This window comes from Phyllobacterium sp. UNC302MFCol5.2 (assembly GCF_000686005.1).
GTDB classification, from domain to species: Bacteria; Pseudomonadota; Alphaproteobacteria; order Rhizobiales; family Rhizobiaceae; genus Phyllobacterium; species Phyllobacterium pellucidum.
This window is the reverse complement of record NZ_JMLL01000012.1, coordinates 32909-57593: the sequence shown is the minus strand read 5'-3', so window position 1 is coordinate 57593 and position 24685 is coordinate 32909. Positions and strand designations below refer to the sequence as shown.

The window sequence follows — 24685 nt, the reverse complement described above, 5'->3', positions numbered from 1 at the left end:
CCGCACTCCTGTAGATGTTAGAGGGAAGCTTCGATTTTCTTGGCGGCCTCCGGCGAGACCCACTTGGTCCACATGTCCTTGTTTTCCTTCAGGAAGTGCTTGGCGCCATCTTCGCCAGTCGCCTGATTATCGGTCATCCAGGCCATGAGCTTGTTGACCGTCTCGTTGCTCCAGGAGCGCTTCTTGAGATAATCCAATACTGCCGGATCAACCTTTTCCGAGAAGGGCTTGGCCAGCAGGGTAACAATTTTGTCAATCGGCCATGCATTCGGCTTGGGGTCCGGGCAATCTGCGACCGTGTTGCAGCGCTTCCACTCCGCCGGGTCAGCCGGAGCGCCTGGCTCGAGCTTCACCATCGGGTATTTGCCGAGCAAAGCGGTCGGCGCCCAGTAGTAACCTACCCAACCCTGCTTGCGCTCATAGGCCTTGGCGATGGCGCCATCGAGACCAGCTGCCGAGCCAGTATCAACGAGCCTGAAGCCCGCTTTCTCGGCGTCAAAGGCCTTATAGAGCTGCGTTGTAACGAGTGTGCCGCCCCAACCGGACGGTCCGTTGAAGATTGCCCCCTTTGAAGCGTCCTCGGGATCGGGGAACAGTTCCGGATGCTTCAGCATGTCCGGTATGGTCTTGATATCCGGGTGGGCTTCGGCAAGGTATTTCGGAATCCACCAACCCTGATTGCCGCCATCGGGAAGCGGCGAACCGACGGCTACGATCTTACCCTCGTCCGTTCCCTTCTTGACGATTTCAGGGAGCAGATCGACCCATGCTTCGGGGGCGATATCCGGCTGACCTTTTTCCGCCATGGACGTGATTGTCGGCACTGTATCACCGATGGTGATATCGGCCTGGCAACCGTAGCCTTCGTTAAGGATGATCTTGTCGAGATTTGAAAGCACTTCGGCGCTCTGCCAATTCATGCTTGCGATTGTGATGCTGCCGCATTCGGCTGCGTTGGCAAAGGAGGCTCCACCCAGCAGGCCAAAAACCAGGCATGTTGATGCAAGTAGTTTTTTCATTGTCGTTCCCTTTGTGTGCGGACTTCAATTCTGAGCGGGTTGCCGCGAACGCCCGCCCGGCGACTGTCAGGGATTATCTCCCATCCTCACCGATAGCCTGATGCTGTCCAACTTGGCGGGGCGCGCATGTTTGGGATCGATCAATCGTTCGCGCCAATCCTGCCAATCCAATTATCTGCTCGCTTCGCCAGAGTGTCATGCGGGTTTATGGCCATGCCTTGCGAAAAAGCGGTCAAGCTCCCTCTGCTGCGGCACCTGGCCGGTATAAATTGCGATGTACTCGGGAATGCGCTTCATGCGGGTCCCGAGATCTTCTTCGGACTGCATCGAGATGTATCCGATCTGAACCAGGTACGTCGTTCGAGCGCGCACGTCGGCGGTTATTTCCGAATGGCCGAAACGAACGAACATTTGCTTCAGGGCCTCGAGGCGCGTCTGGTCGGCCAATTGCACCTCCGCCAGGATTTCCGGCGATTGCAATGCCCAACTGCGGACAGCGAACTCGAATTTCGCATCGAACAGGTCGAAATTGATCCAGCAGTCGAAGACGTTCAACATCGCTTCAACCAGCGACTCGGCATAGGCCTCGGACTGCTTGACCATATTGCCGGTATTTTTCTCGCGCCACTTTGCGACAAGCGCGGCAAGCAATTCCTCGCGGTCCTTGAAGAACCAGTAGAAACTGGTGCGCGAAAGGCCGAGCTTCTTGGCCAGTGGCAATATCTTCACGGAGTCGATGCCGGACTCGAGAAGTGAGGCATAGGCTGCGTCCAGCCATCCTTCCTGGGATCCTCGCCAACCGCTGTCGTTTACTGACTGCTCCATGAACTGAATCCTAGCAAAATGACAATTGTCATACAACCAAAATGTACAGCTATGTCGTAAAAATGGACGATGATGTTTCGAATATTGACACATATGTACATTGGGCATAGCGTCTGCGTTGATACATCCAGTTTGGAGACGGCTCATGTCGGACGATCCTCTTCTTCAGCCTTATCAGCTCAAGCATCTGACGCTGCGCAACCGCATCATCGTGACCTCGCACGAGCCGGCCTATCCGGAAGACGGCATGCCCAAGGAGCGGTATCTCGCCTATACGGTTGAGAGAGCAAAAGGGGGTATCGCACTTACCATGACGGCAGGCTCAGCGGCGGTGTCGCGGGACAGTCCTCCGGTGTTCAACAATCTCCTCGCCTACAAGGATGAAATCGTCCCCTGGATCAGGCGCATGAGCGATGCCGTGCACGAAGAGGGGGCGGCAATCATGATCCAGCTAACCCATCTCGGGCGCCGGACGCGCTGGGACAAGGGCGATTGGCTGCCGGTGGTCGCGCCATCGCATCACCGTGAAGCGGCTCACCGCGCCTTTCCGAAGAAATTGGAGGATTGGGACATTGAGCGCATCATAAAGGACTTTGCCGATGCCGCTGAACGCATGAAGGCCGGCGGAATGGACGGGGTGGAACTGGAGGCTTACGGCCATCTTATCGACCAGTTCACTTCACCGCTCACAAATGAGCTGGATGGTCCCTATGGGGGTTCGCTGGACAATCGGCTCCGCTTTTGTTTCGACGTGTTCAAGGCAATGCGCGAACGGGTTGGTGACGAGTTTATCCTTGGCGTGCGCTACACTGCAGATGAGAGTCTTCCCGGCGGGACAGGAAAGGCCGAGGGCCTCGAAATCTCCAGACGCCTCAAGGAAAGTGGCCTTGTCGACTATCTGAACGTCATTCGCGGTCATATCGATACGGACGCCGGCCTGACCGACGTGATCCCTATTCAGGGCATGGCAAACGCGCCGCATCTCGATTTTGCAGGCGAGATTCGCGCTGCCACGAATTTTCCGGTGTTTCACGCGGCGAAGATTCCGGACGTCGCGACCGCCCGTTACGCGATCGCGGCGGGCAAGGTCGACATGGTCGGCATGACGCGAGCTCATATGACCGATCCACATATCGTGCGAAAGATCATGGAGAAGCGCGAGGACGACATTCGCCCTTGTGTGGGCGCCAACTATTGTCTCGACCGCATCTACCAAGGTGGAATGGCGTTCTGCATCCACAACGCCGCGACGGGGCGTGAGGAGACTATGCCGCACATCGTCAAGCGAGCGGACGTCCGCAAAAAGGTCGTTATTGTCGGAGCGGGTCCTGCTGGTCTTGAAGCTGCGCGCGTGGCCGGCGAGCGTGGCCATGAGGTTGTCGTGCTCGAGGCTGCCGACGATCCGGGCGGCCAAGTCCGGCTGACCGCGCAAAGCGAGCGCCGCCGCGAAATGATCAGCATCATCGACTGGCGAATGAGCCAGTGTGAAAAGCTCGGAGTGATTTTCCGCTTCAACACCTGGGCGGAGGCCGAGACAATAGCGGCCGAAAAACCGGATGTGGTGATCATCGCAACCGGGGGCATGCCGCATACGGAGGTTCTTTCCAGCGGCAATGAACTGGTCGTTTCCGCCTGGGATATCATCGCTGGCGATGCAAAGCCCGGCTCGAACGTGTTGATCTTTGACGATGCCGGCGACCATACAGGTCTCCAGGCCGCTGAGTTCCTGGCCAAGGCAGGTGCGAGAGTAGAAGTCATGACCCCGGACCGCTCCTTTGCGCCGGAAGTCATGGCGATGAACCTCGTGCCTTATATGCGATCGCTTCAGAAGCTCGACGTGACGTTCACCGTGACGTATCGGCTGGAACGGGCCGAGAAGAGCGGCAACCAGATCATCGCTCATATCGGTAGCGACTACGGCGGTGTCGCCAAGCAACGCACCGTTGATCAGATCGTCGTAAACCACGGGACCATTCCGCTTGACGAGCTTTATTTTGAATTGAAGCCTGCCTCGAGCAATCTGGGGGAGGTCTCGCACGACCAGCTTCTCGCTGGCGAACCGCAGAGCGTCATGCGCAATCCGCAGGGCAATTTCCAATTGTTTCGCATCGGTGATGCTGTAGCAGCGCGAAATACCCACGCCGCGATCTACGACGCTTTGCGTATCGCAAAGGATATCTGAGCTTGTGTTCGGCCAGACGCGCGCCTTGATCCAGGGGCGGCGTTCTCTATCAGCATGCCATTCGGCGAGGTGATAGCGTGCCGGCTACAGGATATTGGCCTTCACTCGGAATGAACTTCACATTTGCGCCCGGTCGGCCCAGAATGTCGGTACTTTGAAATAAGAAGGTACCGAAAGCCGACACGAAAAGCGCAAGAGGAGGACCCTATGGGTGAGGATCACGTCTACAAGAAGATCGAACTCGTTGGCAGTTCAACGGAGTCTGTCGATTCAGCGATCAAGAACGCCATCGCGCGTGCATCCAAGAGCGTGAGGCAACTCGACTGGTTTGAAGTCGACCAGATCCGTGGCCACATTCAGGATGGCGAGGTGGCCCGCTTTCAGGTCGTCCTCAAAGCAGGCTTCCGATTGGACTGAAGTGCGGCGTTGAGCGAGCGCCGGAATGTCACCATCATTTCGCGCAGCCAGGGCGCATTTTCACCGTCGCTGCGCCGGGCGCTTAGTTGTCGAAGTGCCGGCCATTGGCATTGGCTTTCAAGGAGTTGATGTTCTTTAAAGAAGGAGACACCCATGGCTCAAGACCAGTCCCCGAGCGGCCCCGACCTGACGCAGGGTGTTCCTGTCATTGCCCTCGATGGAGGAAAGCTTCTCGGGCATGTCGGGGAAAAGGACATTCTCGTGGTGCGAACCGGGGATGAAATATTCGCAATTGATGCACAATGCAGCCACTATCATGGTCCGCTCGTTGATGGGCTGCTAGACGGAAGTACCGTTCGCTGCCCGTGGCACCATGCCTGTTTTGACCTGCGCAGCGGGGAAGCCGTCCGGGCGCCTGCTTTAAGCCCATTGTCGTGTTGGAAAGTTGAGCAACGAGACGGCAAGCTCTTTGTTCACAGCAAACTGGAAAAGCAAGAAAAGCCCGCCGGACAGAACGTGCCTGCGAGAGTTGTCATCATTGGTGGTGGCGCGGCGGGTTTTGCGGCCGCAGAGATGCTTCGGCGGCACAATTATCAGGGCAGCATCGTCATGCTGAGCGCCGACACTGCCGCACCGGTCGATAGACCGAATCTGTCGAAGGATTATCTCGCTGGCAGCGCGCCGGAAGACTGGTTGCCGTTGCGATCGGACAAGTACTACAGCAAGGCGGGTATCGACCTTCGTTTGCAAACGGAAGTTACTGCGATCGACGTTGCCGCAGGGCAGGTAATCACCGCCGATGGCGACAAGGTGCCGTATGATCGGCTGCTCCTGGCCACGGGGGCCGAACCAGTACGCTTGACCATACCCGGCGCCGATCAGCCCAACGTCCACACGTTGCGTACGCTCGACGACAGCCGCGCAATCATTGCGGCCACCGGGAACGCCCGACGCGCCCTCGTTATAGGCTCCAGTTTTATCGGACTCGAGGTTGCTGCAGCGCTCCGGGCACGCGATATCGAGGTCCATGTTGTCGCCCCTTCCAAACGGCCGATGGAACGGGTACTCGGCGCGGAGATGGGCGACTTCATCCGGGCCCTTCATGAGGAGCACGGGGTTATATTCCACCTTGAAGATGCGGTCATTGCAATCGAGGGTTCAAAAGTCCGGCTGAAGAGCGGCGAACTGCATGAGATAGACCTTATCGTCGCCGGCATCGGGGTGCGACCCCGCCTTGCTCTAGCCGAACAGGCCGGCCTCGCCATCGACAACGGCGTTGTGGTCGATACCTATCTCGAGACAACTGTCCCGGGGATTTATGCGGCAGGCGACATCGCGCGCTGGCCCGATCCGCATACCGGTCGAGCCATCCGTGTTGAACATTGGGTGGTAGCGGAACGTCAGGGACAGGTTGCTGCACTCAACATGCTGGGACGGCAACAAAAGTTCGAAGCCGTGCCTTTCTTCTGGAGCCAGCATTATGACATCCCGATCAACTATGTAGGGCACGCCGAAAGCTGGGACGACGTCGCAATCGATGGCGACATAAGTGCGAAGGACTGCGCAGTTCAATACAAAAGCAACGGACGGGTACTCGCCACGGTCACGATTTATCGGGATCTGGAGAGTCTGGAAGAAGAAGTCCGGATGGAGCGCCAAAACGCTTGATGCGGGCCGGTATTTGCCGGTCGCATCTTGGGGAGGTTTCGATGACATCAAGTTTTAACGTGCATGACGCAGCCGGCTATGAGCAGCTTATGGGCCGCTGGAGCCAGAAGCTTGCGCTTCAATTTATCGACTTTGCGGGACTGGCCGATGGGGAAAAGATTCTCGACGTTGGCTGTGGAACCGGCAGCCTGACATTCGCGCTGGCCCGGAACGCCAATCTCAGCGAGATAGCGGCGATTGATTTTTCCGAGGTCTTTGTGGCGGAAGCGAACCGGCGCAATAAAGATCCTCGTATCCATATCCAGCAGGCGGATGCTTGTGCCTTACCCTTCAAGGATGCCGCGTTCGACCGTGCTCTGGCGCTTCTCGTGCTGCACTTCGTACCCGAAACCGCAAAGGCGGTGGCCGAAATGCGCCGCGTGGTGCGTCCGGGGGGCGTCGTTGCAGCGACCGTCTGGGATCACCTCGGCGGCATGCCGGGCATGCGCATGATGATCGATACCGTGGCAGCGCTTAGCGACAGCGGACGCCAGTTGCGCAGCCGCTACTGCTTTCAGCCGATGATGCAGCCCGGCGAACTGAAGCAGACGTTCGTCGAACAGGGGCTTGTGGACGTGACCGAGACAGAGCTCATGATCCGCATGGACTACCGCGACTTCGACGACTACTGGGCGCCGATTGCCGCAGGGGAGGGACCGCTCGGCAAGTACGTCGCAGCCCTGGACAAGGCGGGCCGGGCGCGCACCGATGCCGCAGTGCGCGATGCCTACGAGGCGGGCCGGCCGGATGGCCCGCGTTCCTTTGCAAATGTTGCCTGGGCATGCCGGGGGCAGGTAGCCTGACGTGCGGAGATTCTAGGTCAGGTTTTTGCGACGTCGAAGTTCGGCTTCCGTTGGCTGATCGAACTCGAAGGAACCGGTTCTGACGTCGCCGTCGCGAATGTATTTATTGATCGTCGTCCCGGTTCCGGACGTTTTCGAACTGACGAGTTTCAGTGCAATAGGGGTGGCGCCTGACCCAAACAGCCGCTTGCCCTTGCCAAGTATGAGTGGAAATATCGAAACGTACATTTCGTCGACGAGATCATGCTTGAAGAGTGTTTGCAGGAAGTCGCTCGATCCCTGCGTTAAGAGATCCGGCCCTTCCTCGGCCTTCAGCTTTTTGACCGCGGCGACAACATCCGGACCCAGACTCCGACTGTTCTGCCACTCAAGCTTGGAATCCGCATTACGGGTAGCCACGAATTTGGTGATGCGATCGAAGAGTGGCCCGATGGGATCGTCAGCACCTGCATAGGGCCAATGGGCCGCGAAAATGTCGTAGGTCTTGCGCCCGAGCAGGAGATCGAAGGGCTTCGCAAACATTTCGCCCACCGCCTCGCCCATTTTCTCGTCGAAATAGGGGGCAACCCACCCGCCATATTCGAACCCGCCAACAGGGTCCTCCTCGGGCCCGCCCGGCGCCTGCATCACGCCATCGAGACTGACAAAAGCACCGACAATCACTTTTCGCATTCCGCTATCCTTCCCGGAAAATTTCCATCCGCACCAAGGACGCCGGAGTGTGGGCGATGCCGACAGCGGTCGACAAATTATATCAACGCATCATGGCGAGTGCAGCCGGGAAGAAATCCTCGCCGCCGAAATTCCCGGATTTCAGGGTGAGAAGCATGTCGCCCTGTTTGTTGCCGATCGATTTCAGGACCGGAACGCCGGGCGCAATCTCGGGGCCGATCAGAAAGGCGGGAATGGCGAGCCTGTCCACAGCCGCTCCCGATGTCTCGCCGCCGGCAATGACGAGACGGCGTACGCCGCGCGCGACAAGCTCGCCGGCAATGGTCGAGGTGGCCGCCTCGATGCCATGACCCGATGCTTCGCGCCCATAGCGCGATTGCAAGCGCGCGACCGTCTGCGGCTCGGCGCTGGCTGCGATAACAATCGGACCTTCTTGAATGCGATCGCCTGCCCAAGCAATTGCGGCCGCAACTTCTTCCGGTCCGGCAAGCAGGCGCTCCGAATCGAGCCGCAGCACGGGCATCGATTTCTCGGCGAATGCTAGTTGCTTGAGCGTTATCGCCGAGCAGCTGCCGGCAATGACTGCAGCAAGACCGCCGACCGCACCGGCTACCTCTGCTTCTGCATCCTTGGGCTTCGGTAACTGGCCTGAGCGTACCAAGGCGCGTGCCAACCCCAAACCCAGGCCGGACGCTCCCGTTGAAACACTGTTCTCCAGTGCGACTTCACCAAGAATCTCGAGATCTCGTTCGAAAACCGCATCGGCGATCGCCATAGTGACGCCCCGGCCGCGTAGTGCCATCAGCTTTTCCCGCACAGCACCCGGACCTTTTGCGACGGTTGGCAGCTCGACAAGTCCGACAGGTTCCCGCGATTGCGCTTGCATCACGCGCACGAGATTGGCGTCATGCATCGGATTGAGTGGATGGTCCTTGAGCGGGCTCTCGTTCAACGGCTGGTCGCCGACAAAAAGATGACCGAGATAGACGGTGCGACGCGTCTCCGGAAAAGCCGGCGTGACCAAGACAGCCGTCTGCATATCCGAGCCGATGAGTGCTTCGGTAACCGGTCCAATATTGCCGGCAGCCGTTGAATCGAACGTCGAGCAGATTTTATAGAGGACATGACGCGCGCCGTGCCTGCGCAACCATATATCGGCGGCCGTCGCAGCTGCGATGGCTTCACTCGCCGGGATCGAGCGGATCTTCAATGCGACCACGACGGCATCGACATCAGGGAGATGGAGTTCTGGATCAGGGATTCCGACCGTCTGAACAGTCCGCAGGCCATTCTTCGTCAGCGTGTTGGCAAGGTCCGACGCTCCGGTGTAATCGTCGGCGATGCACCCCAGCACCACCGTCATTTCAGGGTCCTTGCATAGGGCTTGAACCAGCCTAGTCCATCAAGGGTGGCGCCGCGCGGGTTGTACTCGCAGCCGACGAAACCTTGATAGCCCAACCGGTCGATTTCATCGAACAGCCAGGGATAATTCAATTCCTCCCGCTCCGGTTCGTGGCGCGACGGAACGCTGGCGATCTGGATATGGCCGATTATCGCCATCCACTCGCGCAGTGCAACCGTTACGTCGCCATGCATGATCTGGCGGTGGTAAATGTCAAACTGAAGTTTGAGGTTTGGAAGTCCGAGTTCCTTGATCATCGCAACCGCGTTGTTGAAATCGTTGAGGAAATAAGCGGGCATATTGCGCGCATTGATGGGTTCGAGCATCAGTTCGATGCCTTTTTCCGCCAGCCGTTCAGCCGTGTAAGTGACTGACTGCCCATAGCGTGATCGCGCTTCGGGCTCGGCCGGATCGGCGATGCCCGCCATCAGATGCAGTTTTTTTGCACCCGTCGCCGCGGCGTATTCGAGTGCGCGATCGACGCCTGAACGCAACTCGTCGAACCGTCCGGGCAGCGCAGCAATGCCGCGTTCGCCCGCGGCCCAGTCGCCCGGCGGCAGGTTGAACAGCGCCTGTTGCAACCTGTTGCGCTCGAGCCGCTCGGCCAGTGCTTCCGGCGCGGCGTCGTAGGGGAAAAGATATTCGACTGCACTGAAGCCTGCATCGGCTGCCGCATCGAAGCGATCGAGGAACGGCCATTCATTGAACATCATCGTCAGGTTGGCGGCAAATACGGGCATGCGTTCGATCCTGTAGAAATTACTTTGCCGCTGCCGGCAGGGTGGCGCCCGACAACTGCGCGTAAAGGCGGGCAAGGGACGAGTCGTCGTCATGGCCCATGCCGGCACCCGAGGCGGCGAGATACATTTGCAGCGCCGCCGCCGCCAACGGTACCGGATAGCGCTCCGCACGAGCCATGTCCTGGATGATACCAAGATCCTTCACGAAAATCTCGATGGCGCTGAGCGGGGTATAATCGCCGGCAAGCACATGCGGGACGCGATTTTCGAACATCCATGAGTTGCCGGCAGATGCCGTGATGACCTCATAGACCTTGCCAAGGTCAAGTCCCTGCTTGGCAGCGAATGTGATGGCCTCACATGCGGCGGCAATATGAACCCCGGCGAGCAGCTGGTTGATCATCTTGAATGCTGCGCCGGTTCCTGCTTCCTCGCCGAGCTCGTAGACCTTTGTGGCCATTGCATCGAGGGCAGGGCGCGCCGCGGCGAAAGCCTGTTTCGAGCCAGAGGCCATGATGGTCAGCTCACCCGACGCGGCCTTGCTTGCTCCGCCCGAGATCGGGGCTTCGAGGTAATGAAGGCCGAGCGCTTCGACCCGCTTTGCCAGACCGCGGGCAACGGCCGGATCCATTGTCGCCGACGAGACGAAAACTGCCCCTGGCCGCATTGCCTGGCCAACGCCTTCCGGCCCGAACAGAACCGACTCGGTTTGCACCGCATTCACCACCACTGAAACGACGATGTCGGTATCCTTTACCGCCTCCGCTAGGGTGCTCGCGCCAAGCCCGCCTTCGGCAACAAAACGTTCAACGGCCGCGGATTCAACGTCGTATCCGGTGACGTCGAGGCCGGCGCGTTTCAGCGATCGCGCCATGCCAAAGCCCATCGAACCGAGGCCGATCACCGCAATCTTCGATGCTGCGTTTGCATTGTCCGGCAGTGATACCATTGCGGTGCCTCCCTGGGCTCACGTCATACATCCACGGTATTGCATTTTGGCAGCGCTGCCAATCGAAATTGGTAGCGCTGCCAAAATTACTTGATTAGTGCTGGAAAGACGGGAGAATGCACCAGTGCGGCGCGCGGCAATGGAACAGGGAAGCATGGAATTCAAGCAGCAGGAAGGTGTAACCCTCGCCGAAGTCGCCAAGGCGGCCGGCGTCGGCGAGAGCACAGTGTCACGTGTCCTGCGTAATCACGGCTCCTTTACCACCAAGACAAGAGACCGTGTCCTGGCGGCGGTCCAGCACCTCGGTTATGTGCCAAACAGGATCGCCGGCACGCTGGCGTCGGCAGGCTCGCGGCTCGTGGCGTTCGTTATCCCATCGCTTTCGAACATCGTCTTCACGGATGTGCTGCGCGGCGCGAGTGCTACGCTCGAAGACCATGGCTATCAGGCAGTTTTCGCGGTGACGGACTATGATCCTGAGAAGGAGGAAGCATTGGTCGCCTCAATGCTTGCCTGGCGGCCGACAGCGGTGATGCTGGCGGGCTACGAGCATGCGGACGGCACTGTCAAGATGCTGCGCGCCGCGAAATGCCGCGTCGTCGAGGTGCTGGATATAGACGGTGTCGCGCTTGATCTCGCCGTGGGTTTCTCCAATCACGCGGCCGGGCGGGAAAGCGCCAATTTCATGCTGCAGCGTGGTTATCGGCGTATCGGTTACGTCGGGCATGACCTTAACCGCGACACAAGGGCTGGCAAGCGCTTTGCTAGCTTTTGTGAGACGCTGGGCGCAGCTGGTGCTCCACTCGCCGACCGGCAGATTCATGCCGGGCCATCGTCCGTGGAAAACGGAAGGGCGGGGCTGGAACAACTGCTTGCACGAAGTCCCGACGTCGATGCCGTTTACTTTTCCAACGACGACATGGCGCTCGGCGGCTATTTCCATTGTCTTTCGCACGGGATAACGGTGCCGGACGACCTCGCGATCCTCGGCTATAATGGGCTCGATATTGGACGCGCCACCCCGCAGCGGCTTTCGACCCTGCTCACCCCGCGCGTCACAATCGGCCAGGTGGCGGCGCAACTGGTGGTTGACGACGCGCCGTCGCAGGTCATCGACCTCGGCTTTGAATTGATTGAAGGGGAAACAGCCTGATGTCCAATGCGCGTTTGCGGGAAGATATATGCCGATATGGCAGGTCGCTCTTCGAGCGAGGATTAACTCCGGGTTCCTCGGGGAACATTTCAGTGCGGCTCGATGATGGCGGCTGGCTGGTCACGCCGACCAATGCCTCGCTCGGGTTTCTTGATCCCGCGAGGCTGTCGCATCTCGACGCTGGCGGTCGACACGTTTCGGGCGACAAACCAACCAAGGAGATCCCGCTGCACAGCGCGCTCTACGAAACGCGTGGGGCCGCGCGTGCCATCGTCCACCTTCATTCAACGAACGCTGTCGCACTGTCGATGCTTCCAGAGATCGACCCGCGCGCAGCATTGCCGCCGATGACGCCCTATTGTCTCATGCGCGCCGGTCAGATCGCGCTGCTACCCTATTATCGGCCGGGCGATCCGGCCGTTGCCGATGCAATTCGCGGTCTTGCCGGCAAATATGCGTCGGTGCTTCTGTCTAATCATGGCCCCGTCGTCGCCAGCGACACTCTCGAGGCCGCGGTTTTCGCTACCGAGGAACTTGAGGAGGGTGCCAAGCTTTACCTCATGCTGAGGAACCTAAATCCGCGCTACCTGACCCCGGCTCAAGTTAAAGACCTCGTGCGGGAGTTCAATCTGGATTTGCCGATTGTCGACGACCACGGGCACCCGCACGATCCTGACGATTGATTTCCAGGCACGCCGCCTGGCGGTGCGGTCTGCCGCCGCGCCCCTAGGGATTCTCGCCCGGCAGCAAGAAGCGCCCACGCACGGACTTTCCTTCAACACTCACGGTAGCGGTTTCTCCGGGCGCGGTGCCCGCGCTCCTGGCAGCCGTACATACCTCTACGGTGATACGATGAAAGCCGTCCCGGCCTGAAGAGATTTTGGGAAGCAGGCCACCGAGCGTGGATGACTCCGCCGCCCAACCGCACTCGTCGAATATGGAGTTGCGCAGCGAGGTGCTGGCGAGATTGGTATCCATGCCGGGTGTTGTGCACGAAGATGCGAAGACAAGCGCGGCGGTCATCACAACGTAGCAGGCAAATCTCATTTCGGCACTCCCGGAATCGAGTTGATGTTTTGCTAACTATCATCTTTATCCGGGAGTTGCGACCTCTGGTGGCAGCCTTGAGTGGCCAATCCCCAGCGGAAAAATCTGGTTGTTACTCTTTCGCAACTCCGGTTGAACGAATGGTTGGATAAGAGGGCGGAAAGATCGCCTCGACCGGCGGATGTCTCCAGGTCCGTTCCGGATAGCGCGCAACCAGACGTTCAAACTGGCGTTGGGCTCGTCCATGCGACGCTTCGAAGTCGAAGCCCGGTATGATGCCATTTTGCATGACCGTCCGCCCATCGATGATGACGGTGTCGACATCGCGGCCGCTTGCCGAAGTCATGAGTCCGGCGATCGGATCCGTTATTTGACCGAGATGATCCGCCCCAAGGTTGAAGACAACAATGTCGGCCTTAGCCCCCTTGCACAAACGTCCGAGGTCGCTTCGGCCGAGCGCATCGGCGCCTCCGGTTGTCGCCGCATCGTAAAGATCGGTGGATGCGGGGCGCGCCGTATCGCCGGACATCACGCGTCCGAGCATGAGCCCGACCTGCATGTTGAGTACCATGTCGGGCGGCCAGGTATCTGTGCCCATGCCGATACGCATTCCGGCGCGGCGCAGGTCGGCAAAATTGTCGAGCGCCACCCCATGACGAGCCATCACGATCGGACAATGAACCAGGGTCGCGCCGGACGCTGCGATGATGTCAAGGTCCGCGCGCTCGGCGTTCGTACCATGTGGCAAGAGTACCTTCTCACCAAGGAATCCGATGCTTTGCAGCCAACGCGCCGAGGTTGTGCCGAAGCGCTCGCGCATGGTGTTGACCTCGAATTCCGACTGGCAGCAATGCAGGCGCAGGGGCACGTCGAGGTCGCGAGCGGCGGCCGCCGTCTCCCGCAAAAGGCCTTCGGTCCAGAACTCGATCCGGTCCGGCGCCAGCATCGTGCGCACGAGGCCGCCATGTCGCCCCTCGTGTTCCTGGCAGAATGCAATAGCCTGCTGAAGCCCCTCGGCCCCCCGCGCTTCATCGATCTCGACGACGATACTACCGTCCTCCTCGACAACCGAATGACCGGCCCGGAAAGCAGGCCCGAGATAGACGCGCAAGCCCAATTCGCCGGCGCTGTTGGCCGCAGATGCAAATTCGTCGGTCGTCTCGTTCCAGGCGCGATAGAACAGCGAAGCGATCGGCAATGCCGTGGTGATGCCGTTGCGGATGAGTTGCGCAAAGGCATAGCGTTTCTGGAATGCCAGTTCGTCCGGATCGAGCATCTCCACCGGCCCGGCGTTAACGTAGTCGCGCGGCCAAACCCGGCCCTTCTTCCAGCCCGGCTGGTGATCGAGGCCGAGGACGCCGGTGTCGAGGTCGGAAAGCGCATCGAGGTCGATGAAGCCAGGTCCGATGAGCGCCATGCCATAATCGATGCGCCGGCCTACCGGCCCGGTATAGTGCTGGCCCACTAAGGTGATCTCGTTCCCGTCATAGACGACCTCACCGTTTTCATAGAGGACGTGCCGCCCGTCGGCGTGACCGACGATCCAGCGCGCCGTCAAGAGGACCGGACCTTCCGTGCCCTGGTCCTTTTCCGGCTCACTCGACATGCGGGAGGTCCTTGCTCAATCGACCATTGCGCAAGAGGATACGACCTCCGCGAATGACAGTGCGCTCATGCGGGGTGAGGGCAACGGCCTCAGCCAGCGTTTGAGCCCCAACGAGAACGAGATCGCCGTGACAACCGGGTGCGAGGCCGTAGTCGCGCAGTCCGATGCCGGTCGCGCCACCAAAGGTGCAGACGTCCACGGCCGCCTCGAGATCGGCGTCTGCGGTCATGCCGTTGCGCTGGGCAAGGAACTTGGCCCGTTCCAGCATGTCGCCGCTGCCCCAGGGTTCCCACGTCCCCTGAATGCCGTCAGATCCCGAGGCGACAATCACGCCCGATTGGCGCAGCAGCTTCAGTGGCAGTGCAGGCGCAGAGGGGCTGCCGACGGTCATGACGGCAATATTTTCGGTAGCGAGCGCATCGATCAGCGTTCCCTGCCGCTTCGCATCGAGCGTGCCGAGACAGTAGGCGTGACTGGCCATCACCCGGCCTTGCAGGCCAAGCGCGCGCGTCCGCTCAATGATGAGTTCGAGGCAGAATGCGCCAAGCTCACCCGGCTCATGCAAGTGGATGTCGATCGGTTTGCTGTGACGATCGGCAAGCGCAAAAATTGCATCGAGATGGCGCACCGGATCGCGGTCGATCGATGCCGGATCGATTCCGCCGACGATATCGGCACCGGCCTTGAGCGCCTCTTCCATCAGCGCCAATGTGCTGGGGCGGACCAGCATGCCGCTTTGCGGAAACGCCACGATCTGTACATCGACAAGACCTGCAAAGGCCGCGCGCGTTGCTACGAGGCCCTGGACGTTGGCGATGCCGATCTCCGTGTCCACATCGACATGGGTGCGAATATGGGTAACGCCGAAGGGCAATGTCTGCATGATCTGGCGTGCGGATTGCCGTCGGGCATCGATGCCCAGCTCACGCTTGGCCCTGCGGTCGGCAAGGATACGGTCGTTGCGTGTGGGGCCTACCTCGTTACGATACCAGTCCATGCCGATCAGCGTCTTGTCGAGATGCGTGTGGGCTTCAACCAGTCCTGGGAGGGCGATTTGTCCGCCGGCGTCGATTGCATCCGTGCCTTTGGGTGCGGCAGCCTCGACAAAGCGACCGTCGCGGATGAAAAGGTCGGTTGGCGCACCGCCGAGCGGGCGCACGTTGCGAATGATAAGGTCAGTGGTCATCAGTAACTCCAGCTAAATCGAAGGCGGTCACGGTCAGAGCGCAGGCAAGCGCGCGATCATCCGATGAAACGCGGTTTCGGCTCGTTCCAGAATGGCATTCTCATCTTGATCGACCAGTTTGCGTCCACGCATAAGGACGCGTCCACCGACAATCGTCGTATCGACGTCAGCGCCATTGGCGAAGCGGGCAAGCCGCTGCACCGGGTTGACCGGCGGCCACAAATGCGGCTGGCGCATATTCACGAGAATGATATCCGCGCGCTTTCCCACTTCTATCGAACCAATTTCGTTTTCCATCGAAAGTGCGCGCGCGCCTTCAATCGTTGCCATCGCAAGAAGTTGCATGGGCGGCAGCACCGTATCGTCACGCAAGTGACGTGCATGGTAACGATGCGCCTGAAACATGTTGCGGAACATATCGAATGGACGGTCGGGCGCGGCGGCATCGGTGCCTAGCGAAACGGTGACGCCCTGTTCCATCAATTCCGGTGCGGGACAGCGTCCCGATACCGACATGAGCGCGCTTGGATTGTGTGCGACTTTCGCCCCGGTTTGCTTCAAGACCGCGATGTCCGCCTCGGTCAGCTTGATGCAGTGCGCGAGCAGTGAATGTCCGTCGAAGAGATCCAGGCGCGTGGCGTTGGCTGCGATTGAGCCCTCGCGGTGCCCGTCCTGAACCAGCAAAACGCCTTTTTCACGCGCCATGTCGCGCGCATCCGCCGAAATCTTGTATACGGATTCGTCTTCAAGTTCGCTGGCAGTGAACACCGGCAGGGAAATCGCAAGGCGAAGCAAATCGTTGCGTCCGGCCCATGCGTCGATGAGGCGGCCGCAGACTGCCAATTGTTCCAATGGGGAGACCGCAATTTCCCGGCCAGTGCCACCCGCGTAGTCGGTATACACGTGTCGGGACGTTGGTCGGTTCGGGCCAACAGCCAAGATCTCGCGCACGCCCATGTCGGCGACCGCCGCCAGATGGGCCTCCGCAGCCTCAGGGCCTTCCGTGCGCATGATATCTGGACCACCGCCAAAGAGCAGCGCTGCGGTCGTCGTGCCGCATTTTATGCGCTCCAGCGCGGAAAGGCATGCTTCTGCGGTCCAGAATTCCGTATCCACAGCACTCGCATAGATACGGCCCGTGACGTTCATCCACTGTTCCGAATCGTCGCCAAGGCCCTTGGTCAAGGTGTGTCCGGCATGCGCGTGCGTGTCGATCAGGCCGGGCATCACGACCATTCCGCGCGCGTCGATGCGTTCGGCGTCGACATCTACAACCTGTCCATTGCAAACTGATGTAATAATACCGTTCTCGATCAGAACGCTGCCGCCTTCGATGATGCGGCCATCGCCATCCATGGTGACGATGACGCCGTTCTCGATGAGCAATGCATTGGCCATTCTATTTGGCTCCCCAATGTTGAAGTGCATGTCGGTGACATCAAATCAGCGAAAAGTGAAATTGTCACCTTGAAATTGTGTACAATCTGTGTACCATAATAGCGGGAACATGTGTATACAAAATGGGAGATACCCCGTGAAGAAATATCTCAAGACATTATTGGCCGGTCTCGCGCTTGTCGTGCCGATGACCATGCCTTCCGTGGCTCAGACACTGCGGTGGTCGTCCGCCGGCGATGTCATTTCCTACGATCCGAACGCTCAGGTCGACAGCTTTACCCAAAGCGTCCACCACATGGTTTTCGATCCGTTGGTGCGCCGTAACAAGGAGCTGCAACTGGAGCCTGCCCTGGCGACATCCTGGGAAGTCGTTGCTCCTGATCGCTGGCGCTTCAAGTTGCGGCAGGGTGTGAAATTCCACGAAGGCCAGCCCTTCAACGCGGACGACGTCGTCGCGACGATCCAGCGCCAGATCGATCCAGGTGCGCGCAACCGCGAGAATCTCTCGGCCGTCATCGGTGTCGAGAAGGTCGATGACTATACGGTCGATCTTATCCTGAGCGGCCCCTATCCGCTGCTCCTCAACGATTTGGCCGCGATCTACATGATGAGCAAGCCATGGATGGAAGAGCATAACGCGCTGAAGCCCGGCAACACATCCACCGGCGTCACGACATATGCAAACAACCATGCCAATGGCACCGGTCCCTTCAAGCTCGTCACCTACGAGCCGGATTCGAAGTCCGTGTTTGCAGTCAATGAAGAGTGGTGGGACAAGCCGCAACACAATCTGAAGAGCGTCGAATTCCGCCCCATCGCGTCCGACGCGACCCGCGTTGCCGCGCTGCTTTCCGGCGAACTCGACATGATCGCCCCGGTCCCGCTGCAGGACATCGACCGCGTCGCCAACACGCAGGGCTTCAAGGTGGTGGAGAATCCGTCCCTCCGCGTCATTTTCCTCGGCTTCAACTGGAAGAAGGAATTGCACGCCGAACCCGGCAAGCCCAATCCGCTCCTCGACGTCAAGGTTCGCCAGGCGCTGTGGCACGCAGTCGATCTGGCAACGATCCAGAAGCGGCTCATGCGCGGCAAGTCCCGCACGACCGGCATGATGGTGGCGCCGCCCGTCACCGGGTATGACGAAGGCATCGATGCCCCGCTTGCCTACGATATCGACAAGGCCAAGTCGCTTCTTGCCGAAGCCGGATATCCCGATGGCTTCAAGGTTGGCCTGAACTGCTCCAACGACCGTTATATCGCCGACGAGCAGATCTGCCTTGCGATCGCGTCGATGTGGGCGAAGATCGGCGTTCAGGCCGATGTGGGTGTCGAGAGCAAGACCACCTATTTCCCGCGCATGGATAAGGGCGAATTCGACATGTACATGCTCGGCTGGGCGTCGCTTCCGCCGATGGACGGTTACAGCGTCCTGCAGGCCCTGCTTGCCACCACCGACGGCAAGTTCGGTGGCAGCAATTCCAACGGCCTGTCGAACCCGAAAATCGATGAACTGGCTCGCAAGGCATCGACCGAACTCGACCAGGACAAGCGCGTCGCGATGTTGAAGGAAGCCTTCACCATCACCCACGACGAGGTGCTCTATCTGCCGCTGCATCAGCAGCCGGTCGCCTGGGCGATGAGCGACAAGGTCGACATGCCGCAATTCCCGGACGAATATGTTCGCCCGTGGTTCGCACACATGAACTAAACTGGTGGCACGTGCCGCACATGCGGCACGTGCCTCGCCAATTGGAACCGCTGCGCTGGTCCCTTTAGGGCTTAGAGGCGCATCCGCGAAGGGCCGGTGAAGCTGCTTCGCGCTCCATGGAAGGCATGGTCCGATGATCAAAATTGTTTCGATGCGGCTCTTTCAGGCGATCCTCGTTATGATCGCCGTCACAGCCGTCGCCTTCATCATGTTCCGCTTCGTCGGCGATCCTGTCGCGATGATGGTGCGGGAAGGGGCAAGCCAGGCCGAAAAGGATGCGCTGCGCGCAGCGCTCGGCCTCGACAAACCGATGCTCATTCAGTTCGTCGAGTTTTTCGGCCGTGTCCTGCACGGCGATCTCGGCACCAGCTTCCGCTACCAGCAGCCCGTCGCCGAATTGTTGATGAACAGGCTGCCGGCGACGCTGGAACTCGTGCTGGTCGCGACGGTGATGTCGCTGGCGCTCGGCATTCCGCTCGGCGTCGTCTGCGCATTGAAGCCCACGGGATTTCTGTCGCGCATCATCCAGTCGGCAACGCTCGTCGGCATTTCGATGCCGACTTTCGTGACGGGCTTGCTTCTCATATTGATCTTCGCCGTCAACCTGCGCTGGCTGCCTTCGTCGGGACGCGGCGAACTGGTCAATCTCGGTGGCTGGCAGACCGGCTTTCTCACCGTTTCGGGACTGAAATCGCTGATCCTGCCCTCCATCACGCTCGCGCTGTTCCAGCTGACGCTGATTATGCGCCTCGTCCGCTCGGAAATGATCGACGTCCTTTCGTCCGACTATATCCGCTTCGCCTTTGCCCGCGGCTTGCCGCGCTCGCATATTTACGGGCGGCTCGCTCTGCGCAACGCATTGATGCCCGTCGTGACCGTTACAGGTCTCCAGATTGGGCAATTGATCGCCTTCGCCATCGTCACCGAGACAGTGTTCCAGTGGCCGGGCATGGGCCTACTCTTCACCAATGCGGTCGGCTATCCGGACGTTCCGGTTCTCGCCGCCTACCTCCTCTTCGTCGGCTTCCTGTTCGTCATGATCAACATGGTCGTCGACATTCTCTACACATTCATCGATCCGCGATTGAGGACGAAGTGATGACAACGCGCGCTTTTCTCCAGCACCGACTGCCGCCGATCTCGGTCATCATTGCCGGCCTTGTGCTCGCCACGATGATTGTACTCGTGATTTTCGCTCCGCTGATCGCGCCGATGGATCCGCGCGACGTCTCATCCTATTCGCTCATCGATATGGAAATTCCGCCCTCCTTCATGGACGGCGGCGATCCGCGCTTTCTGCTCGGCACGGACAATCAGGGCCGCGATCTTGTATCGGTTATCCTATTCGGCCTGCGTATTTCCATCATCATCGGCATCGGGGCGGTGCTGCTCGCCGCGATTATCGGGGTCACCCTTGGATTGATCGCGGGCTATTTCGGCGGGATCATCGATACGATCCTGATGCGTGTCGGCGACGTACTCGTCAGTTTTCCGACAATCCTCGTCGCTCTGCTGATCAGCGGTGTCGCCCGCGCACAGTTGAGTGGCGCGACGGTGTCCGAGTGGGCGCCGGTCATCCTTATCTGCGCCATCGCCCTCAATGAGTGGGTCCAGTATGCCCGTACGGTACGTGCCTCGACCATGGTGGAGAACGCGCGCGATTATGTGCGTGCCGCCAAGGTGATCGGACTTCCGTCGCGCCGCATCATGCTGCGTCACATCCTCCCGAATGTGATGAGTTCGGTGATGGTGATTGCGACGATCAACCTGGCTGGCGCCATCCTCACCGAGGCGACGCTGTCATTCCTCGGCGCCGGCATGCCCGCCACCTATCCCTCGCTCGGCACGCTGATCCGCATCGGCAACCAGTTCCTGTTCTCGGGCCTCTGGTGGATTGCGGTCATGCCCGCTGCCGTCCTCGTTGTGCTTGTGCTCGCGGTCAATGTGATCGGCGATTACCTGCGCGACCGCTTCAACCCCAAACTGATGGCGCACTGATGGACACGCAAATGCCACCTGTACTCGACATCAAGAACCTCAGGGTCGAGTATCCGCTCACCAATGGCGGCACACTCGTCGCCGTCAACGATATCGATCTGACCATCCGCCCCGGCGAAATCCATGCGCTGGTCGGCGAGTCCGGCGCTGGAAAGACCACGGTCGGCAATGCGCTGATGGGTCTTCTGCAGGCGCCAGGCCGCATCGCGGGCGGGTCGATTTCCATCGCCGGCAAGCAGATCAACACGCGCACCGGTCGCACCGAAGGCATCGTTCCCGGCCGAGACGTGGGCGCGATCTTCCAGGATCCCATGACCAGCCTCAACCCGCTGTTCACGGTGGAAAGCCAGCTCTGCGAGGGGATGCTTGCCCATTTGAAGATCAGCCGCAAGGAAGCCCGCGCGCGGGCGCTCGATCTTCTCAAGGCAGTCGGCATTCCCGAACCGGAACGCCGCCTTGGAAGCTACCCGCATCAGCTCTCCGGCGGCCAGCGGCAGCGCGTCGTCATCGCCACGGCGCTCGCCTGCGATCCGCGATTGATCGTCGCCGACGAGCCGACGACGGCGCTCGACGTTTCGGTGCAAGCGCAAATTCTCAAGCTTATCCGTGATCTTGCCGACGAGCGGCGCGTCGGCGTGCTCCTCGTCACACACAATATGGGCGTCGTCGCGGAAATTGCCGACCGGGTGACGATCATGCAGAACGGCAGCGTTGTCGAAAGCGGTTCGGCGCGCGGCGTTCTCACGTCGCCCAAGGCACCCTATGCACGCACGCTGATCGCTGCGGTGCCGCCAATCGAACACCGGCTGGAGCGACTGCCGGTCCCGAGCGAAGAGACGCCCGCAACACTCAAGGCGCGCGAGGCGGTGCGCGGCAAGACAAGGTCGGCCGCGGAGAGCAAGGAGGATGAGCCGATGCTGGCGGTGCGCGAACTTTGCGTCGAATATGGCCAGCGTTCGTTTCTGCCAAGCCGCAGGACAGCGTTCAAGGCCGTAAAGAGCGTGTCGTTCGACGTCAAGCGCGGCGAGATTTTCGGCCTCGTCGGCGAATCCGGCTGCGGCAAGACGACGGTTGCGAATACCATCGCCGGGCTCGTTGCCCCGACTTCAGGTTCCGTGCATTTCCAGGGAGTTGCCCTGGAGGCCGGCAGGATAAAATCCGTCCGCCAGTCAATGCAGATGGTGTTCCAGGACCCTTATTCAGCCCTCAACCCGCGCATGCGCATCAATGCCGCAATCGCTGAGCCCATTCTGTTCTACGAACTTGCTTCCAACGCTGCCGAGGCCCGTGAAGACGCAGCCATCCTGCTTGAGGCTGTCGGGCTGAGCGGCCAGTCGGGCGAGCGGTTCGCGCATGCATTCTCCGGCGGGCAACGCCAACGCATCGCGATTGCCCGGGCCCTCGGGCCACAGCCTTCAATGCTGATCTGCGACGAGCCGACCTCGGCACTCGATGTCTCGGTGCAGGCGCAGCTTCTTAACCTGTTAAAGGATCTGCGCGATCTTGCCGGCCTTTCCATGCTCTTCATCAGCCATGACCTCGCTGTGATCCGGCAGATGTGCGACCGCGTCGCCGTCATGAAGGGTGGAGAAATCGTCGAACTTGCGGAAACCGAGACGCTGTTCTCATCCCCGCAGCACGAATATACGCGTGAGCTTTTGCGCCTCGCGCCATCGCTCGACCGTATTCTCAAAGCCGAAAATACCGCCGCATAAGGATTAGGCAATGGCAGATATTCTCATAAAGAACGGAACCGTCATCGCCATCGATCCGGAGCGGCGCATCATTGCTGACGGCGCGGTGGCGATCGAGGGCGATCGTATCGTCGCCGTCGGTCCAACCGATATTGTAGCGCGCAATCATCCTGCCCGTGAAGTCATCGACGCGCGCGGCATGGCCATCATGCCGGGACTCGTCGACAGCCATGCCCATGCCGGCCACGGCCTTATCAAGACCCTCGGCGGCGGGCGCAGCGACCTTTGGTACCGCGCCTGCCAGGGCGCCTATACGGTCGGCTCGACCCCGGAATTCTGGCATGCCGAGGCCCAGCTTGCCGCGCTGGAGCGTCTGCGCTTCGGGGTGACGACCGGCGTTTCACTGCTCGGCGGCGGTGATTCCGTCATGCGGACGGACGAAGCAGTGTATGGCGACGCACATATGGAAGGCGTCCTTGGCATTGGTACACGCTCTGTCGTCGCTGTTGGCACGACCCGACCACCTCATCCCCTGACCTATGCGCGCTGGAAGGGTTCTGAACGGACCGATTACCCCGTCTCGTTCGAGCAGCAGTTTGCTACTTGCGAGGAGTTGACCGGGCGCTGGCACGATAGTCATGAAGGACGTCTTCACGTTGCCATGCTGACGCCGACCCTGCATCAGGAAAACCTGGACGCGCCGGGCGCCGATGATGCTGTTTCCCAATCGCGCGCCGTAAAGACTTTCGCCGAGGAACGCGGACTGGTCTTCATGCAGGACGGCCATACCAAGGGGAGCGTGCGGATTGCCGACGAAATCGGGATTCTTGGGCCGCGGACGCTGCTTTCGCACGCAACCGGACTTGACGACGACGAGATCGCGATCTGCGCGCGCACCGATACGCGCATCGTTCACAATCCGAGTGCGATTGCCTCGATCCTCGCCCGCTGCCCGGTGCCCGAGCTCCTGCAGGCTGGTGTGCTCGTTGCAATGGGATCCGACGCAACGGCGCCGGACCGCTCGGCGGATATGTATCGTCACATGCAGCAATGCATGCATTACCACCGGACGCATTTCCACGACCCGAGCTGGATGCCGCCGGGCAAGGTCCTCGAAATGTGCACGATAGACGGCGCGCGGGCACTTGGTCTCGACCACGAAATCGGTTCGCTCGAGCCCGGCAAGAAAGCCGATATCATCCTCGTAGACCTGCGACGCCCGCATCTTTATCCGGCAAACATGCCAGAGTTCCGCGTCACCTATTTCGCCAATGGCAATGACGTTCACACGGTCCTTGTCGGCGGCCGCGTGTTGTTGCGGGATCGCAATCCCGTCCATGTCGATCAGGATGCCGTTCTCGATGCGGCGCAGCGCGAAACCGAGCGCATGATCGAGCGCCTCGATCTGCACGATCTCGTTCGCACGCCACCAATGTTCTGGGGCCACGCCCGCGACACCGATCTCATCGAATGAGCGGCGTGTCGTCCAACCAATCAACCTTTGAAAGACTTCCGATGAACAGTGTTTCCTTTGATTTCAACACCCTTACGCCGCGTGAACGGTACAAGATCCTGATCGGCACAGTTGTTCCCCGCCCGATCGCACTGGTATCCACCGTCGACCGCGAGGGACGCGCCAACGCAGCGCCATTCAGCTTCTTCAATTGCCTTTCGTCGGACCCCGCCATTGTCGCGCTTGGGGTTGAGTATTCGCCGAGCGGACACTCCAAGGATACGGTTCGCAACATAAGGGACACCGGCTGCTTCACGGTCAATGTCGTTTCGGGATCGATCATGGACGAGATGAACATCTGCGCCGTTCCGTTTGACGCGAGCGTCGACGAGATCGCCGAGGCAGGCCTGACGATAGCGCCAGGTAAAGCTATCGCGGCAGGCCGTATCGCCGAAGCGCCCGCAGCTTTGGAATGCCGGTTGCATTCATTCCTCAATATCGGTGAAAGCCGTGAAATCGTGCTTGGGGAGGTCGTCTATGCGCATTTCCACGAGAATGCCATCGACGCCGATAAGCTCTACGTAGATGCCACGGTGCTCGATGCGGTCGGCCGCATGGGCGGTCATGGCTATGCGACGACGCGCGATTATTTCGAGCTGAAGACCATGTCGGTGGCCGATTACAAGGCAAAGACCGAGACGACAATCGAGGCGAAGGCCTCCTGAT

General features: G+C 59.9%; 22 protein-coding genes. 12 read left to right on the top strand and 10 right to left on the bottom strand.

Going from position 1 to position 24685, the window contains the following annotated elements; genetic code table 11:
• Positions 1-17: 17 nt before the first annotated feature.
• Both BR48_RS0114965 and BR48_RS0114960 read right to left on the bottom strand, forming a co-directional pair.
• Complete coding sequence (locus BR48_RS0114965; RefSeq protein WP_027232056.1) at positions 18-1019, bottom strand: ABC transporter substrate-binding protein; 1002 nt, start codon at positions 1017-1019, stop codon at positions 18-20.
• Positions 1020-1214: 195 nt separating this feature from the next.
• Positions 1215-1844, bottom strand: coding sequence for a TetR/AcrR family transcriptional regulator (locus BR48_RS0114960; RefSeq protein WP_027232055.1), 630 nt, complete (start codon positions 1842-1844; stop codon positions 1215-1217).
• Positions 1845-1989: 145 nt separating this feature from the next.
• Between BR48_RS0114960 and BR48_RS0114955 the strand changes: the two genes are divergently transcribed.
• The 4 genes from BR48_RS0114955 to BR48_RS0114940 all read left to right on the top strand — a co-directional run bounded on the left by BR48_RS0114955 (position 1990) and on the right by BR48_RS0114940 (position 6953).
• On the top strand, positions 1990-4026 hold the full coding sequence (locus BR48_RS0114955; protein WP_027232054.1) for an NADH:flavin oxidoreductase: 2037 nt from the start codon (positions 1990-1992) through the stop codon (positions 4024-4026).
• Positions 4027-4233: 207 nt separating this feature from the next.
• Positions 4234-4443, top strand: a complete 210-nt coding sequence (locus BR48_RS0114950) for a dodecin (RefSeq protein ID WP_027232053.1) — start codon at positions 4234-4236, stop codon at positions 4441-4443.
• Positions 4444-4596: 153 nt separating this feature from the next.
• Positions 4597-6111 (top strand): FAD-dependent oxidoreductase, encoded by a 1515-nt coding sequence (locus tag BR48_RS0114945; RefSeq protein ID WP_027232052.1) that lies wholly within the window; start codon positions 4597-4599, stop codon positions 6109-6111.
• A 41-nt stretch (positions 6112-6152) separates the two neighbouring features.
• On the top strand, positions 6153-6953 hold the full coding sequence (locus tag BR48_RS0114940) for a class I SAM-dependent methyltransferase (RefSeq protein WP_027232051.1): 801 nt from the start codon (positions 6153-6155) through the stop codon (positions 6951-6953).
• A 12-nt stretch (positions 6954-6965) separates the two neighbouring features.
• Here BR48_RS0114940 and BR48_RS0114935 read toward each other — a convergent pair whose 3' ends face one another.
• The 4 genes from BR48_RS0114935 to ltnD all read right to left on the bottom strand — a co-directional run bounded on the left by BR48_RS0114935 (position 6966) and on the right by ltnD (position 10716).
• Positions 6966-7625 (bottom strand): dihydrofolate reductase family protein, encoded by a 660-nt coding sequence (locus tag BR48_RS0114935; protein ID WP_027232050.1) that lies wholly within the window; start codon positions 7623-7625, stop codon positions 6966-6968.
• Positions 7626-7707: 82 nt separating this feature from the next.
• On the bottom strand, positions 7708-8988 hold the full coding sequence (gene otnK, locus BR48_RS0114930) for a 3-oxo-tetronate kinase (RefSeq protein ID WP_027232049.1): 1281 nt from the start codon (positions 8986-8988) through the stop codon (positions 7708-7710).
• A complete protein-coding gene (gene otnI / locus BR48_RS0114925) occupies positions 8985-9767 on the bottom strand; it encodes a 2-oxo-tetronate isomerase (protein ID WP_027232048.1) in 783 nt (260 codons plus the stop codon). Before otnI ends, otnK begins: the two co-directional genes overlap by 4 nt.
• A gap of 19 nt (positions 9768-9786) precedes the next feature.
• Positions 9787-10716, bottom strand: a complete 930-nt coding sequence (ltnD, locus tag BR48_RS0114920) for an L-threonate dehydrogenase (RefSeq protein WP_027232047.1) — start codon at positions 10714-10716, stop codon at positions 9787-9789.
• Positions 10717-10870: 154 nt separating this feature from the next.
• Between ltnD and BR48_RS0114915 the strand changes: the two genes are divergently transcribed.
• Both BR48_RS0114915 and BR48_RS0114910 read left to right on the top strand, forming a co-directional pair.
• Positions 10871-11869, top strand: a complete 999-nt coding sequence (locus tag BR48_RS0114915) for a LacI family DNA-binding transcriptional regulator (protein WP_027232046.1) — start codon at positions 10871-10873, stop codon at positions 11867-11869.
• Complete coding sequence (locus tag BR48_RS0114910; protein WP_027232045.1) at positions 11869-12552, top strand: aldolase; 684 nt, start codon at positions 11869-11871, stop codon at positions 12550-12552. The genes BR48_RS0114915 and BR48_RS0114910 overlap by 1 nt, the downstream gene beginning before the upstream one ends.
• Positions 12553-12595: 43 nt before the next feature.
• Here BR48_RS0114910 and BR48_RS0114905 read toward each other — a convergent pair whose 3' ends face one another.
• The 4 genes from BR48_RS0114905 to BR48_RS0114890 form a co-directional block, all read right to left on the bottom strand.
• On the bottom strand, positions 12596-12916 hold the full coding sequence (locus tag BR48_RS0114905) for a hypothetical protein (protein WP_027232044.1): 321 nt from the start codon (positions 12914-12916) through the stop codon (positions 12596-12598).
• 112 nt (positions 12917-13028) lie between these two features.
• Positions 13029-14522, bottom strand: coding sequence for an amidohydrolase family protein (locus tag BR48_RS0114900; protein ID WP_036814620.1), 1494 nt, complete (start codon positions 14520-14522; stop codon positions 13029-13031).
• Positions 14512-15708, bottom strand: coding sequence for an amidohydrolase family protein (locus tag BR48_RS0114895; RefSeq protein WP_027232042.1), 1197 nt, complete (start codon positions 15706-15708; stop codon positions 14512-14514). The genes BR48_RS0114900 and BR48_RS0114895 overlap by 11 nt, the downstream gene beginning before the upstream one ends.
• A gap of 33 nt (positions 15709-15741) precedes the next feature.
• Positions 15742-17106, bottom strand: coding sequence for an amidohydrolase family protein (locus BR48_RS0114890; RefSeq protein WP_027232041.1), 1365 nt, complete (start codon positions 17104-17106; stop codon positions 15742-15744).
• Between the two features lie 136 nt (positions 17107-17242).
• Between BR48_RS0114890 and BR48_RS0114885 the strand changes: the two genes are divergently transcribed.
• The 6 genes from BR48_RS0114885 (at position 17243) to BR48_RS0114860 (ending at position 24684) form a co-directional block, all read left to right on the top strand.
• The gene (locus BR48_RS0114885; RefSeq protein ID WP_027232040.1) at positions 17243-18814 is read left to right on the top strand and encodes an ABC transporter substrate-binding protein; all 1572 of its coding nucleotides are present in this window, start codon (positions 17243-17245) and stop codon (positions 18812-18814) included.
• A 133-nt stretch (positions 18815-18947) separates the two neighbouring features.
• Positions 18948-19913 carry an ABC transporter permease gene (locus BR48_RS0114880; protein ID WP_027232039.1) on the top strand — a complete coding sequence of 322 codons (966 nt, stop codon included), beginning with the start codon at positions 18948-18950 and terminating at the stop codon, positions 19911-19913.
• Positions 19913-20812: an ABC transporter permease gene (locus BR48_RS0114875; protein WP_027232038.1), complete on the top strand. Its 900-nt coding sequence runs from the start codon at positions 19913-19915 to the stop codon at positions 20810-20812. Before BR48_RS0114880 ends, BR48_RS0114875 begins: the two co-directional genes overlap by 1 nt.
• 11 nt (positions 20813-20823) lie before the next feature.
• Positions 20824-22527, top strand: a complete 1704-nt coding sequence (locus tag BR48_RS0114870; protein WP_245273515.1) for an ABC transporter ATP-binding protein — start codon at positions 20824-20826, stop codon at positions 22525-22527.
• A 10-nt stretch (positions 22528-22537) separates the two neighbouring features.
• Positions 22538-23980: an amidohydrolase family protein gene (locus tag BR48_RS0114865; RefSeq protein ID WP_027232036.1), complete on the top strand. Its 1443-nt coding sequence runs from the start codon at positions 22538-22540 to the stop codon at positions 23978-23980.
• 41 nt (positions 23981-24021) lie between these two features.
• Positions 24022-24684, top strand: coding sequence for a flavin reductase family protein (locus BR48_RS0114860; RefSeq protein WP_027232035.1), 663 nt, complete (start codon positions 24022-24024; stop codon positions 24682-24684).
• Position 24685 lies beyond the last annotated feature (1 nt).